General features: G+C 43.0%; 9 protein-coding genes and 1 pseudogene. 1 reads left to right on the forward strand and 9 read right to left on the reverse strand.

What is annotated here, in order from left to right; genetic code table 11:
- Together IQ224_RS06285 and IQ224_RS06290 are read right to left on the reverse strand one after the other, a co-directional pair.
- Positions 1 to 223, reverse strand: a 223-nt coding sequence (locus IQ224_RS06285; protein WP_194032720.1) for a transposase, incomplete at its 3' end; no start/stop codon positions are given.
- A 236-nt stretch (positions 224 to 459) separates the two neighbouring features.
- Positions 460 to 1,977 (reverse strand): class I SAM-dependent methyltransferase, encoded by a 1,518-nt coding sequence (locus IQ224_RS06290; RefSeq protein WP_036401867.1) that lies wholly within the window; start codon positions 1,975 to 1,977, stop codon positions 460 to 462.
- Positions 1,978 to 2,168: 191 nt separating this feature from the next.
- Between IQ224_RS06290 and IQ224_RS06295 the strand changes: the two genes are divergently transcribed.
- Positions 2,169 to 3,068, forward strand: a complete 900-nt coding sequence (locus tag IQ224_RS06295; protein ID WP_194032711.1) for an Rpn family recombination-promoting nuclease/putative transposase — start codon at positions 2,169 to 2,171, stop codon at positions 3,066 to 3,068.
- Positions 3,069 to 3,287: 219 nt separating this feature from the next.
- Here IQ224_RS06295 and IQ224_RS06300 read toward each other — a convergent pair whose 3' ends face one another.
- The 7 genes and pseudogenes from IQ224_RS06300 to IQ224_RS06325 all read right to left on the reverse strand — a co-directional run bounded on the left by IQ224_RS06300 (position 3,288) and on the right by IQ224_RS06325 (position 15,291).
- Positions 3,288 to 5,366: a calcium-binding protein gene (locus IQ224_RS06300; RefSeq protein WP_194032712.1), complete on the reverse strand. Its 2,079-nt coding sequence runs from the start codon at positions 5,364 to 5,366 to the stop codon at positions 3,288 to 3,290.
- 474 nt (positions 5,367 to 5,840) lie between these two features.
- Positions 5,841 to 6,587: an FkbM family methyltransferase gene (locus IQ224_RS06305; protein WP_194032713.1), complete on the reverse strand. Its 747-nt coding sequence runs from the start codon at positions 6,585 to 6,587 to the stop codon at positions 5,841 to 5,843.
- A 21-nt stretch (positions 6,588 to 6,608) separates the two neighbouring features.
- Positions 6,609 to 8,105, reverse strand: coding sequence for a glycosyltransferase family 39 protein (locus IQ224_RS06310; protein ID WP_228036113.1), 1,497 nt, complete (start codon positions 8,103 to 8,105; stop codon positions 6,609 to 6,611).
- 57 nt (positions 8,106 to 8,162) lie between these two features.
- Positions 8,163 to 9,527: an FkbM family methyltransferase gene (locus IQ224_RS06315; protein ID WP_194032715.1), complete on the reverse strand. Its 1,365-nt coding sequence runs from the start codon at positions 9,525 to 9,527 to the stop codon at positions 8,163 to 8,165.
- Between the two features lie 26 nt (positions 9,528 to 9,553).
- Entirely contained in the window at positions 9,554 to 12,616 is a 3,063-nt protein-coding gene (locus tag IQ224_RS06320; protein ID WP_194032716.1) for an FkbM family methyltransferase, read from the reverse strand.
- Between the two features lie 271 nt (positions 12,617 to 12,887).
- Positions 12,888 to 13,103 (reverse strand): annotated as a pseudogene (locus tag IQ224_RS23855) (hypothetical protein); the annotation flags it as partial.
- Positions 13,104 to 13,257: 154 nt separating this feature from the next.
- Complete coding sequence (locus IQ224_RS06325; RefSeq protein ID WP_036401875.1) at positions 13,258 to 15,291, reverse strand: elongation factor G; 2,034 nt, start codon at positions 15,289 to 15,291, stop codon at positions 13,258 to 13,260.
- Between the last annotated feature and the right edge of the window lie 457 nt (positions 15,292 to 15,748).

Genomic DNA, 15,748 nt, shown 5'->3' on the forward strand with positions numbered 1-15,748 from the left:
CTACTGTACTTTTAGCTTGGGCGGCAATTATATCTGAGGGGTGAAAATAGGGGGAATTCCAAAAGTCGTAGGTGGCACTCGCTGCGGCTAGATTTCCCGAAGCTTGTGGCACACTTGTACTAGGTTGACTGGCCAAGTTTTCTACGATACTGATTAACCTTTTCTTTCTTCTGGTGTTCCCTAGGTCTGCATATTGTAATTCTTGGGCTGCCCATTTCTCCATTTTTTTGCTTACCTCCACCTTAATTCCTTCTTTCAAAACTATACCTATCAATCGTTTCCCCTTTTTTTAAGTTTCTTCTCTTTTTGTTAAGAAAGATCTGACTAATGGATAGCTTATCAAGGGGGGATTAAGGGGGGATCAGCGCCCCCCTTATCAAGGGGGGATTAAGGGGGGATCGAACCTAAAATCCATTTTTAATTTAATTATAACCAGCTACTTACATCTTAGTTTATTTACTAAATACCTAGTTTTTGCAATGTTAGTAAACGTTCTTCACTAAACTGCTCGTACACTTTTTTCAGATGAGTAATATTTTCCTCCTCTGTTTCCAAAGTTTTCCCATCTTTAACCACTTTTTTGCCTTGACTTGCCAAAATTTGCCAGACAAATTGTACGGCATCTTGGTTAGAGGATTTAGCCAAGAGGAATAATTGTTCTAAACGATTGACCACTACTCCAGTCCCAATCAAAGGAGAAGCTAAAAAGCTTAATTCCTCACTATAGACTGCTTTCGCTTTCACTGCATTATTAAAAGCATCAGTAGATGGTTTCCGTTGTTGGCAAGTTTGCTCATCCACAGCAGGATGAATATAGCCAATACCAGTTAAAATCACGAGAGCTTGGTAAAGACCATTTAAGTTAATATTTGAGGTTTTGGGATGATTTTGCAGTTGCTGTAAAGTTTGGGGAGATTCTGCCAAAACTTCACAAATTGGCTGATAAATTGCCTCCTGTAACTTGACTTCTCCCACGGGAAACTGCTGCTCGAACTTGATATTTGCGGGATTAACAAGCAGGGCAAACCGGGTTTCTTGTAGTTGTTTAAGCTGTTCTTGGTTGGTTAAACCTAAAGAGCCTCGAATAAAAATATCACGACGGAATTGGCTATTAACAAAGAAATCTCGCACCACTTCCCGATAGATTGGGTCGCTGATTTTTGCTAATTTTTCTTGGGCAACTGGGGAGAGATTGACCGCATCAATATGGTCATTAATATGGGCAGAACCCACATATTTAAGTTTCGCATCCTCTAATTCTTTCGCCACTTCATCGAAGTAAAAAGAATTCCATTCCTGATTAAAATACTCGTGAGCTAAATAATAACGATTTTGTTCCTTTAGGCGCTCGTAACGATTTTTTAAAATTGGATTTTGGGCAAAATAACTAGCATTAGCCTCTAATAATTCTCCTGTAAAATTAAGCGCCTGTTCAATGCGGGTTAAAATTGGTTCGGAACTATGTTGACCATGACGCAACATTAAAGCTTGCATCGGCATCGCTGCTGACCAACCCGGCAGGGCATTATAGGAGATATAAACTAATCCCCCCACCTTGAGATTGCGGAGCATAAAATCAACTATTGCTTGGCGATTTCTGGCACTAATCCAGCTATAAATTCCGTGCAGACTGATGAAGTCAAATTGAGGTAAATCTCTCTCTAAAAATTCCTCAAAACTATCATCAAAGAAAAGAATATTCTTCATTCCCGCCTTGGCCGCTAAATCTCTAGCTGTGGCGATATGGCTAGGATTGAAATCATTGGCATAAAATTGGGCATGGGGATAGGTAGCCGCTAAAATATTCGTGGTAAAACCCTGACCACAGGCCAATTCACAATAGGTAAATTCTTGACCGGAATCGGGGGGGTGAATGGATTTAATCAAAGTGGCTAAACCTAATTTTAGGGGACTTAACTCGCCGTAAAAGCCGCTAGTGTAGTTAACTTCCAATACATATCCTTCTGTCCAACTCATAGATTTTCCTCAAATATAATGACAATTCCTAAAATTAAGACTTGATTATACAGGAAAAGAGCCATGTCCCCTAGATTTTTGTTGGTGACAGCAAGGAGAAAAAATTATACAATGCCTATTAATACTAGAGTATTAACCGTTTAGCCAAGCAATTCGGCAACTGCCAATAAACCCTAGAAGCGAGATTTCTCGTGAAAACTGACAGTATCTTTTACCAAATATTCCTGCGCTTTCCCGACAGTTTCTTTAACCTAATCGGACAACCGCAACCGGGGGCAGCAAACTATCAATTTACCTCCCAAGAGGTGAAACAACTCTCTTTCCGTCTCGATGGCTTATTTATGCCACTCAGAGAAGATATTCAGCAACCCCTCTACCTAGTGGAAGTGCAGTTCCAAGCGGACGACACCCTCTACTATCGACTTTTTGCGGAATTGTTCCTATTTTTAAAACAATATCAACCACCTCACCCCTGGCAAATTGTCGTCATTTATCCCCATCGTGGGGTGGAACGGGAACAATCCCTGCATTTTGGCGAAATCCTCAATTTATCGAGCGTTAGACGCATTTATCTCGATGAATTGCCCCAGGTGTCCCATCCCTCCTTAGGAATCGGTGTGATTAAATTAGTAGTAGAGTCGGAAACGGCAGCGGTGAGGACTGCTCAAACCCTAATCGAGCGGACCAGAGAAGAAATCACCGACCAGTCCAGTCAACGGCAGTTAATTGACCTAATCGAAAGTATCATCATTTACAAATTACCCCAGAAAAGTCGCGAGGAAATTGAAGCTATGTTTGGACTAAGTGATTTAAAACAAACGAGAGTCTATCAAGAGGCACTGGCCGAAGGAGAAGAACGGGGTCTGGAACGGGGTCTAGAACGGGGTCTAGAACGGGGTCTGCAAGAGGGGGAACGTCGGGTGGTGGAAAACCTGCTCCGAGTCCGTTTCGGTGAGTTAGACCCACCACTGCAAGCTATTATCAGCCGGATTTTACAACTGTCCCCAGAAGAATTTACTCCTTTACTTCTCCATTGTTCCAAGCAGGAACTCTTAAAGCGATTTCCCCCAGAAAAGTCGCAAGGAAATTGAAGCTATCACCACCCTTATCAAGGGGGGAAGGGGGGATCGGCACCCCCCTTATCAAGAGTAGGGTTAATTCATGAATTAACCCTACTATAACCCACTATAAAAGTGAGGGTCTCCCTCCCTTTTATCGTTCCAAGGTAGAACCCTGGAACGATAAAAGACCATCCTGAAAAAGGATGGTCTTTTATAATAGTCAACTCGGATTCGTCTGCTTACTGGAAATTAAGCGACGATAGCAAAGTTGCTGGCATTTAAATTCAGAGCCGCAGTCGTCGCAATAAGAATACGATCAGTGCTGAAGTTACCATTAGCATCGTAGAACAACTTCCCGTTATCTGTGGCATAACCAAAGCGCACTAAGCCAGTGGCGGTCTGATTAGCCGTGAGGTTCGCGAAGGTATCCACGAGGATTGTATTAGCACTGTTAGTTGCACCCGCCACAAGGCTAACCGCCAAGGAGGCTCCCACTGCCGGAGCACCGGTAAAGGCGGCATTACTTAGGGCGAACACATCGTTATTATTTGCTACTATGCTGAAGTCAGTGATCGTGACATCATTACCGGCAGTGGCTTTATTCAAGACGAACTGGTCATTACCACCGCCACCAGTTAGGTTATCTAGATCACCGTTGCCAGTAAGGGTGTCGTTCTTGTCACCACCTGTCAGGACATCGACTAATGCACCACCAGTAATCTTGAAGGAACCATTGGTTTCAGCGGCACCATTAAAGGTTAAGGTTTTGGTGGTGAAGGAAGATGCATCAACAGTTAAAGTTGCACCACTTGCCACAAGGGTGTCCACAGTGGTGATTGTGGTGTTAAAGTCGGTGTCTTCTTTAAAGATAATCGTCTCAACGTTGGTAACACCATTGATAGCAGCAGCAGTGGCACCAACTTTAACAGTTAAGGTGTCATTGCCATCGTTTCCATTGAGGTTAACAAGATTAATCTGATTTACTTCCGCCGTCAAGGTGAAGGTGTCATTGGTTTTGCCGCCGACAATCTGGGTTATATCACTGTTTTTGCCGAGAGTCAGGGTCAGTTCCCCAGTAAAGTCAGTGGCATCCAGTCGATTAGTCCCGTCAAATACATCGATCTTGCCGTCAATGGTTAGGTTCTTGTCCCCAGTAATGACGAAGTTGCTCTGGGTTTGATTGAGAGCAAGGGTATTCAGGGTTGTATCAGCGTTAGACAGGACACTGTCAGCTTTAACGACTAGGTTGACCTTGCTTTTATCAAATAAGTTGGCCGCAATCGAGGCACCCGCAGTTGTCCCGTTCAGGTTAACGGTGAGATCCTTGCCACCTACAGTCTCTTGTAGGGTTAGATTGCTGGCGTAACCAGCCACAAGATCGATGGCGTAGTTATTAGCATCAACGATTGTTAAATCACCTTTGACCACCTGTACTTGTTTGGCTTTGCTAATGTTTTGCAGTAGGACGGTAGCACCAGCAGCACCAGAGAATTGGATGGTCTCAATGTTTTCGATGTTCGGAGTGACAAAACCAACAATCTGGGCGGTCAGTACGTCGTTATCACTGGTGCTAGGGTCTTGAACGAAACTACCATTGAGGAAGGTCAAAGCACTAACCTTATCATTGGCTGTACTGAGAAACTTACCTTCGGGAGCGACTTTGCTGTTAGCGGCAGCTGTCAGTACGGCTCCATTATCTAGCAAGGTGAAGGTAGTACCCGTGCCACCACCGATGGTATCTCTCACGGCTTGAGCGGTAAGCAGTTCGGCAGCTGTAACCGAGGCTGGATCAGCTGTTACGGTGCTGATAACATTCCAAGAGGTATCGTAGAGAGCCTGATCGAAGGTGGCAATACCTGCCTGAAAGAACTGCTGGGCGAAATCAAGAGCTACTTCTGCCCGGTTGAGCAGGGCCTGTTGAATTGCAGGGGGCTGGAACTGGTTAAGGACGATGGGAAAATCCAGAATATTAGGGATGCCGTTGCCATCGCTGTCGGCGGGACTACCGTCGGAATTGGTTAGACTGAGCCATTCAACCCAGTAGTCAATCTCGGCGGGGTCTAAATCGGCTTCTTGTAGGCCGTAGGCATTGTTAAAGACCTCTAGAACGTACTGCTTTCTGGTAGCATCGGTGGCGGCTCCAGGGGCAGCCAAGAGGGGATAGGTTTCTTTGGCCGCATCCGAATTGGCGAAAACAAGAACCGTTTCTTCCCAGCTTAGGGATGTCAAGCTAGGGTTAGTCTGCCACAAGCTAATGTCAGAGGCTGACGGAGCTTGGGAAGCATAAAGAATATTTAACGAAGCGTACACTTCTTGACTGATTGCCATGTTTTTAATCTCAACTCCTCACGGTTATGATAATTTGAGTCCGTCCAGAGGTCGGGGGACCCTAACGGCTACTCGGATAAAATTATAACAAGTCTTTCCCGTTTGGGCAAGTAGAAATCCTGTGGACATAAAAAAGTTATTCCTTGGACAGTCTGAATGGTGGCTTGACCCCCAGTTTTTCCTGCGGGAAAAACTGGGGGTAGGAAAAGCCCTCTTAAGTATGGCTCAGTTTCCCCTTCCCGAAATAGTGATCTAGGGACTGTTTAATCCTGTCCCTTGCTCTCCAACTTGGTAAGCTAAACGGCGCTTAACCTGCATGATCCAATAGCTATAACCCTTTTGGAGTCTATATCGGTGATCCGAAGTAAAAGCCGTTTAGCTTACTTGGTCTATCGGATATCTGGGAAGAAAATAGACTGTTCTTCTTTTCCCTCGCACGGCAAGGACTAGACGGGTTAGGAAAGTCAAGACACTCTAGTTCTCATAGTACCAAATCGGGGCAATACCGGCTTGAGTATTTACAAAAATACAATCTAATGTGGTTAGCACTCCCCCTTGATTGCGATAGGAATCGGCCACATCCCAAAGCCGAAAATTAAAAGATAATAACCAATCGGCGATTTCGGTTAAGAGGGGAGTTTTTTTGCCATAGCCCCGATAGAGCCAGCATTCGAGAAAGAGAATATCGACTTTAGGTAGGGTTTTAACGGCCCCTTTAAGTATAGACAACTCCGAGCCTTGGGTATCAATTTTGATCACTTGGGGATGGGGTAAACCAAGTCGGGCAATTGCGTCATCAATTGTTAACATTTGCACCGAGATGGGGGTGATGGGCTGACTCTCATCACCGGTTTGCAAGAGGCTACTGCTCACCACGTCCGTGGAAACATTCATCGTCACCTCGCCGCAGGTTTCACCTAGGGCGTATTTATACAGATGAAAGGAGGGATAGACTCGCAGGATTTCTGAGATTAATTCCCGATAGTCGCTGCTGTAGTCGATGAGGGGTTCAAAGAGATAAAATTCAGCTTCCTGCAGCACCTGTTTGATATAGTAGGACCAGCCACTATTAGAAGCACCCACATCAAAGATCACCCTCGGGGTGTAACCTAGGTTTTGTAGTCGTTTAAATACCTGTCGATCCAACTGGAGGACTTGAGGATCTAAGTCATCAAGCATTTTTTGGTAATCAGACCTTAATTGCAGTTTTTCAGAGTTCATATCCTTTGAATTACTTCGGGTTTATCTTTTTCGGTACAATTTCATCCCATAAGTGCCTGTATCTAACTGTTCTCCTGTATCGTACCACTGGGGGAGTGAGTCGCCAACAATTTCTGCTAATCCGGGATTCCAAGATGCTCTAGCACTGGCCCTAGGATCAATGACAATTAATGAAAGATTATCCCTATCCTCTGGTGTCATCTGCCCATTATAAAGGGGGAAATAAACTCGTTTAGCCCGAGACTTGAGGGCGTAGAATGTTTGAAAATCAGCGTAAATATGATCCTCATGATTGATTTTGTTGTCAAGAAAGTTTTGTACTTTAGTGTAGTCATTCTTTTCCCATTGTTGTAAGGTAATTTGCGCTAGGGAAGGTAGTCCTAGTAAGTTGGCATACAATAATAAAACCAAAAAAGCTATACTAATAATTGTCGTCTGAATTTTGCCCTTATTTTTTTCTAAAATATTATTAAAACTCCAGCAGATACAAATGATTAAGGGAAACATCGACATCCAACTATAATAAAGTGGATATTTCCCCAGAAAACACATAGTAGTTGGTATGGTAATAACGGTGATCAAAGCAAAAAAGGAAGGAGAACGCCACCGGAAAGATTTGGTCAATAGTTCATAAAATATCAAGATGATCAGCAGTAGTGACAGTGGGGGAAAAGACGCATCTCTCAAGCAACCACCACAAATATAATCTTTGTCAAAAAGTTTGCTCACTCTGGAAAATATTATATCAATGACACTTCTGTTAAGGTTGGCATTGGCAACACTCTGACCCAAAGTCAGACTAACAAAATCATCCCAAACACCATTAGTTGAGTAAAGTGCATAAAGAAATAACATTCCTAAAATAAACCCCCCGCCTAGAGCGACAAATTCCCGCCAAAATCGCTGAAAGTTGAAAAGGAGTAGGATAACGCCAAAAATTATGGCAAAGACCACTGCTGACAATCCAGAAAGGGGAAAGAAAAATCCAATAATTGTCATAGTAAGCCATCGGATTTTAGCATCTTTTATTAAAAAAGCCCCCAAAACCAGTGCTGATAAGAAAATGCAGGAAGTGTCGTACCTTCCCGATATATAAATCAAGGTAATTCCTGCTGGCAAAAGACAACTAACCACTAGGATAATTCTTAGCCAAGAAAACTTAATTAAAGGCAATTTCTTGATAAATAACCAGATTACAGTGATGCTAAGAAGCATTAACACATAATTAAAAAGCCTAACTTTTTCAATACTAAATCCCAAAACTTTTATCCATAAAGCCAGCAAAACTGTATAAAGAAAAGAAGTGCTAACATGGAATTCCTGAGCATTTTGATGATACCAAGCAGCCGAGGTAAAACTGTCGTATAAAGCTAGATTAGCTGCTGGTTCTGCCAATACTACTTCATCTATCCACACGGGTTGTAATCTAGGTCCAAAGAATATGCCTACTAGCAAAAAAGCAATTCCCAAACCGATGAGAATCAAAATTTCACTGGTTAAGGAAATATTTTTTTTCATAATCATTACTCACCTAGTTAGTTAGTTTGTGAAAAAAAATGATTGACACCTAAGTTTCTAGGCTGAAAAATAAGTAGCTGGCATAACGGAAGCAGACCAAAGTAAGGCTTGATGGAAGACCTGATAATCTTGGAAAAAGAAAACATTGCCCCAAGAATTGTCGAGGGAATAGGCAGAATTACAGTAATAACTAACGTCGGAACTGCCCCAAATACGATAGATGACTAGATGCCAATGATAATCTCTTTCTTTCATGGCCTTGACTAAATCCGGTAATTGATTCATCGCTCCCGAACGACCAAAGGGGAAATTTTGATCCCAAAATTCCGCAACTACCACGGGATAACGATAGTTGCCCATACCTTTGATTACTTCTAAATCAAAGCCTTCTGTGTCAATTTTAACCAAACCAATATCTTTAGGTAATTCCTCGGCATCCTGGAGACTAGCTAGGGTTTTAACAGTAACGGGAATAGTATCGGTAAATACTAAACCTTCGGAAAGAGAATGCTTAGTTAAACTGCTATAAAAGCTGGCATCTTGATAGGTGTTGTCTGGGGTTTCATCGGTTGCTATATGGAGTTCTTGGGTTTGATTTTCGGAACCGAGAGCAAAGGGAAAAAGCCGAAAGTTAGGATGATCACCGAGGCGATTTTTGAGCTTATCGATTACAGCAGGAAAAGGTTCAAAGGCATAAACTTGATAACCAGCTTGTAGGAGACGACTAGAAACATCGCCTCGATTAGCGCCAATATCTACTGCAAGACGATGGGGAAGATAGGAATATAAATAAGTCATTAATTCGATGTCTAAATCTTGAAAATATTGTTGATCCGTAATGACTTTATATTTTTGAGAGTGAATATCTTCAAAGATTTGGCGGTTGTCTTCGCTGATTTGATGGATATTTTCTTGTATTTTTTGTATGGTTCCAAAAACAGCATCACTTTGCTGTTGGTAAGCTTTATAAATTCCCTGGAAAGAATCGAGAATTATATCATTATGTTTTTGGGAGTCTTGTCGCACATCGCTGGCTATTTTTTGGAAAGTGTCGAGAGTTGATTCGTGCTGTTTTTGAGATTGGCTGTGATTTGTCTGGAGTTTTTCCGTCAAGACTTGAATATTTTTAATTATATCTACGGAAAATTTGAGCAAGAAGGCTTGATTTTCCAGTGATAAATCAGCCTTTCGCTTGGCTTCTGCATTTTCTTGTCGGATTTGCTCCGTGGAGTTATTAAGTTGCTCAACCTTAAAATCTAAGGGATCAAGCTGATTAAGTTTCTCCAGTTTCTCCAGTTTCTCCAGTTTTTGGATTTGTTCAAATTGGACATGACTGAGTGAATCAAGTTTTTCTAGAAATAAATCTTTGACTGCTTTAACTCGCTGAACTATTTTATTTTTGGCTAATAATTGTTTGATCATTTTGGCTAGTAATTGGGTAAATTGTCTTAAGCTTGATTGGGAGAATTTTCAATTTTACGGCTAGTTTCAGGAACTAACAAATCTTGACGAATAAAGACCACTTCTTTTTGGAGAAGTGTGCCATCAATGGGGGATCTCCATTCGCCGGTTTCGTCATAATAACGGAAACCAAGCTGATCCAAAAGATTAAGCATTTCATTGAAAACGAGAGCGTCCTGATCATAGCGAATAAAGGAGAGTTCAGCCACGACCAAATCTACCTGAGCGATAAATTCTTTCGCTCCTTCTAAGACGATATGCTCGGCACATTGCACGTCTAATTTTAATATTCCTCTGCCAGAAATTTGCTCATCTGTCGCCACCTGATCGAGGGTTTTTACTGCCACTGTAATCGTTTCATAGTTTCTAAAATCAGCGGGAGTGAGCAAGGAACTACCGTACAAATCGGGGGAAACTTGAAAACTTAACTGACCAGCTTGATTAGAGATGGCAATTTCTAGTAATTCCGCTTTAGGAATATTACAGATATAGTAATTTCTGGCCGATTGCTCGTATTTTGAGATTAGCGGATCGATGAGGATAAAGCGAGCTTCAGGGAATAATTGACTAGCGGTATGAGACCAAATACCGTGGGAAGCTCCCACATCAACCACAAAATCTGGCCGATATTTTTGCCCTCGTAAACGTCGCATCACTTGATAGACTTGAGCATAATCTTTATAAATAATTGAGGGAACGGGGGGTTCAATAAAGTGAACTAAATCGATCGGCGATCGAGGTAAAATTGATTCAAATCTGTCATCGGCTGCCTGTTCTTTTTCTAGGGACTGCCACACCCATTGATCGATACCTTGATCCGAGAATCTTGCCGCTACTTTAACGGCATTTTCTCGCATTCTTTGCTGATTTTCGGGTTTAAGAACGTAGTCCACGGCTGCTGCCAAACTTTCAGGTGTATAATCACAAACCACACCAATTTGAAAGCGATTAATAAAGTTAGCCGCCGAGGTTTTATTACTGCCTAAAAGAATTACTGGGGTGTTAGCGGTGGCGAGGTTAAAAATAATTCGGCCGGGTAAACTAAGGCGAGACAATTCTGTCCGATCATCTCTTTCGTCCATGGTTCCCGTGGGAACAATAACAAAGGGATATGCTTGTAGTTGTTGTCCTAGTTGTTCTTCGGGATAAAGTCCTTGACTATAAAGTCCCCATTTTTCTAATTCTGCGGCAGATTCTTGGAGCCAATAATAGTTAGAATTGCCATACCAATCTAGTTTAATTCCTGCTCCTTGAATACTCTCTAAAAGAGATTGGAACCATTGGGGACTCCAAATGCTCCCTAATAAAGCTCCCCATTTTTCTTGACAGCGTTGGGGAGAAACTTCGGCAACTTCACTATTAATGAGACGGTGGGGAACGATCGCCGGTAGGAGCCAAAATTTGTAGCCGTACTTATTCTCGTAAGCGTCGCGGAGTTCGGGATGGGTGGCAAAACGAACGGAACATTTGCTTAAAAACTCTTTCATCAAATCATCGGGAATCTCCTGAACGCAGATATTCTGATCGTCCATGATGTAGGTGGCAAGGGGAACATTAAATAACTCCTTAATAGCGATCGATGTCAGCAGATCGCTGGCATAGTAAGGGACACAAAAAACGCTCTCAATCTGGTTGTGTCCAAGGGTTTTTAGCACTGACTGAAAGACTTGCGCTCGCGATAGTTCCTGGTGATCAAGAAGAAGACTGAAAGCGCCAAAATTCTGTTCACCACCGTAGTGATCAGCGGAACGTATGGAAATAATTTGACGATTATCGGGAAAGATTCTTTTTACTAGGGCCCCTGTGCCGTGCTGTTGATTGACTTCACAGGGGGTAATGACAGCATTGCCGCAGATGTAGTGGTTCTGGAAGATAGCAAAGCGATCATCGATGGGTTGTCCCTGTTCTAATGATCGCCAGAGCCAATCATCAAAATGATCGGCTTTTAAGCTTTTGGCTAATTGATGACTAGCCTGACGAAGTTTTAGTTGATAGTTATAGGTGCGGAGTTTGGCGATTTCTGTTAAGAAATTTACGGCCGCATAATCACAGACAGAACCGAGATTATACTCTTGCACAAATTTAGCTGCAGCACTATCCTTCTGACCGACCACCAGAATGGGGGTGTTAGCGGCAGCAACGATAAAAGGGATGCGGGAGGGTAAGCTCAAATAGGAGAATTCTGGCCGATCCTGTTCTTCTGGGGAACTGCCAGTGGGAACAAGAGCAAAAGGAGCTTGACGTAGGCGGTTAATTAGGTCAGCTTGGGGACAGTACCCTTGAAAGAAAATTCCATCCTGCGCTAATTCTTCCTCTTGGAATTGCAACCATTGACGATTGGGATTACCATACCAATCAATTTTTATTTGGGATTCCCGACATAACTGACGTAGTTTTTCTAACCAATTCTGAGACCAAATATTACCAATTAAAATACCTCGCCCCATCAGATTAGGCATGACAATTTCAGGGGGAAACAGATAGCTTTCGACGAGGGGAGGGATAAACCAGATTTTCTGCCCATATTTTTTTTCATAGGCTTGGCCCAAGGGCAGAGAAATGCCTAAAATTAAATCGCTGCTATCGAGTAATTTCTGAACTGCTTCATCGTCAACGCCATCAACATAGACATTCTGATCATCCATCAGGTAGGTACAAATGGGGACTTGAAAGAGAGATTTAATCGCTATGGCTATATAAAAATCCTCGATAAAGTAGGGAATTACTAAGACTCTTTTCGGTTTTAAATAAACAAATAAATTTTGAATTTTTACTAAAATTTCCCCGTAGGAACAACCGCGCACATCTAGACAGAAATTCTGGACGCCAAAATCTTGATCTCCTCCGTAGAGATTGGTGGTTCGTAAGGAGACTATCCGAACAGTATCAGGGAAAATTCTCTTTAAAAGAACCCCGACACCGTGATTCTCATTGATTTCGTTTGAAGATACTATAATATCATAACTTTCTTGGAATTTGTCGGCAAAACTATTTAAGTCTTGTAACGACAAACTAAGTTCTTTTTGTAGTTCCTGATAAGAAGTGAGCATAATGATTAATTTTAATAGGCTTTAACTATAGACATTCCATTGACTCTGAGAGGTTTTCTCTGAAAAACAAGGTATAAACTCGTTTCGCCTACGGCCTCGTCATTAAGATAACTGCCGTATTTTTTCTTGGTTATCCCTCAAGAAATTTTATATTTTTCGATATACCCTGTCAAGTTCATTCTCATCCATCCCACAAAACCGAGATTGATCCTTGCAGGTCTTAATGTTTTAAGATTGTTCATCTCCTTTTTACTGACTTCGGCAACTGCTCTCACAATGACCTTTTGATATCACTTTTTGTTTCCCCATCGGGAATTATCATCTTGCCTTGGCAGACCAGAACTGATGCACCACCCAGAGAAACTTCCGTGATTGACCGGTTATTTTTCTGAAACTTTAATTGTATGTTGCTGGGTCTGCCCATTTCCACTCCTGAGATTATCTTCCATTGATTCATCCCTTCCCTAGAAGATTCTAATCCCCTTAGTTTGAGAATTCCGAGACTAATTTGGGGCAGTATAGCACTAGGATAATCTTATGGAACCCTTCTGTCATTTTTTGCCAGAAAAGGGAGAGATGAGCCAATAAAAGCCCATCTCTTGGTAATTTATCGCTCTACCTTACTGACAGCCAAGAAGACTTTACTTGTTACCATTACCCTGCATAGCTAAAACCGCATCGCGTAGTTTATCTGGCACTTCTTGCAGGTGATCCTCATCCCACTGGAAGAAACCAACCCCCATAGTCAAAGAACGCAATTCAACGATGAAATCGTGCATTTCCGCTTGGGGGAGATAGGTTGTTATCTGATCCCAACCTTTCCACTCCGCAGAAGCTTCAAAACCCTGAATTTGACCGCGTTTACCACTGATTAACTGTAAAACCTTGGCGGTGTATTCTGAGGGAGCGAGAACCGTCACCGATAGAATGGGTTCTAATAAGACCGGATGACATTTAGGCAGTCCTTCCGTCATCGCTAGACGGGCCGCTTGTTTAAAAGCTTGTTCGGAACTATCGACACTGTGATAGGAACCATCGGTGAGAGTAACATCAATATCCACCACGGGGAAACCCAACGGACCATGACCGAGATATTCCCGCACTCCCGTTTCCACCCCGGGGATATACTGTTTGGGGACGACACCACCGACAATGGTTTCATGGAATTGGAAACCTTCCCCCCGGCCCAGGGGTTTAATATCGAGGTACACATCACCAAAAGCACCGTGGCCGCCGGTTTGGTGTTTATAACGTCCGTGGGATTTGGTGCTGGCCTTGATCGTTTCCTTGTAGGGAACTTGGGGTAAATGGGTGGTCATCGGTAGATTATACTTGCGCGCTAGGCGATCGAGAGCTACTTGCAGATGAATTTCTCCCTGTCCCCAAAGAATCACTTCTTTAGTATCACCGTGTTGTTCCCAGTAGAGGGAAGGATCTTCTTCGATCAGTTTCGTCAAAGCTGAACTTAATTTAACTTCATCCTTGCGATTTGCGGCGGCAATAGCGAGAGCAAAGACGGGTTTAAGCTGTAATCCTCTGGGAAGATCGGGTTTTTGACTGCCGCTGCTAACCACGTCTCCGGTGCCGATTCCTTCCAAACGACCGAGAGCGATAATTTCCCCCGCTTGGGCCTGCTGTAGGGGTTGTTGTTGTTGTCCCATGAGACGATAGATACCACCAATCCGCACACCGTTCAAGGCCATGCCATCGTTAAGGGTTCCCTGCCAGATTCGCCCTAGGGAGAGGCGACCGCCCTGGGGAGTAAAATAGGTTTTGAGGATTTGTACCACTGCATCTCCATCCGCACTGGGATCGAGACCGCGACGGTTGGCGGTAATTGTCGGGGCCGGTGTTTCTTCCACTAAAGCGGTGAGGAGATGACGCACACCATAGTCCCGTTCCGCCATACCGAAGAACACGGGTACTATCTGATCGGCTCCCAGTTCTTGTTTTAAGTCTTGGAGAATTTCTTCCCGGGAGGGGTTAATATCTTCGAGGAGTTCTTCTAAAAGATGATCGTCAAATTCGGCGATCGTTTCCAGCATTTCTTGTCGAGCAATCTGTTCTTCTTCCTTGAGGTGGTCGGGTAAAGCTACAGGGTCGGCGGGACTGTTAGCATGGTAATGATAAGCCTGTTCGTTGATTAAATCGATGAATCCGATAATTTCGTTGTTCTGACGGATAGGATATTGCTGGGGAACGAGGGGACGACTAGAAACGGATTTGAGAGCTTGTAGGACTTCGTTAAAGTGACTATTACAGCGATCCATCTTGTTGATGAAGATTAGATGCGGAATTTCCCAATCATCGAGGAATTTTAGCAAGGGAGCCAGGGTGAGAACTCGATCGACTACTGGTTCACAAACGATAATAGCAGCACCGGCCCCGACGAGGGCATTATAGGTTTCACTGGCAAATTCGATCGAACCGGGACAATCGAGAAAGGTAAAATTTAGGTCTTGGTATTGACTGTGGGCAACGGAAACTTCTACACTCATCTGTCGATCCCGCGCTTGCGTGGAACTATCACCAACGGTATTGCGATCGCTGATTTTGCCTTTTCTGGTGATCGCTCCTGTTACGAAAAGTAAACTTTCCAGTAAGGAGGTTTTTCCACTGGAGTAGGGGCCGACAAGGGCCACATTACGCGTGTTTGCTCCGATACTTTGATTCATACAGATACCCCCAACAATGATTTAGTGATTAGTTGTGGCGATTGGACGATATTTACACTCGATCGCCCTTGGGAAATATACTGTCATAGCACTGAAAATTACTCTCAGGACGTATTTAGAAGTGAAAGGCCTGTCTTGCCATAATTTTGCCCAGTGCTACAGGTGTATTCTTTCCCACTCTTCACCCTAACTCAGTCTCAAGCATTACATTCCATTCTCGCAATCTCTTGTAAAATCTTGCCTACTTTTAGTTAAGGAACTTGAATAAATGTTAACTAGGGTTTGCTAAATAAGTTTTTCATGGGTGTGGGGTGTGGGGTGTGGGAAATGGGGAAATGAGGAAATGGGGAGAATAAATAAAAATAATCTCCTGTCTCCTGAATCCTGAATCCTGAATCGGAGTCTCCTACCTCCAGGAAAAATTTTTTCAGCAAATGTTAACTAAGCTGTTAACTAT

Origin of the sequence: Microcystis sp. LEGE 00066 (assembly GCF_015207925.1) — a bacterium.
In the GTDB taxonomy this organism is placed as follows: Bacteria; Cyanobacteriota; Cyanobacteriia; order Cyanobacteriales; family Microcystaceae; genus Microcystis; species Microcystis ichthyoblabe_A.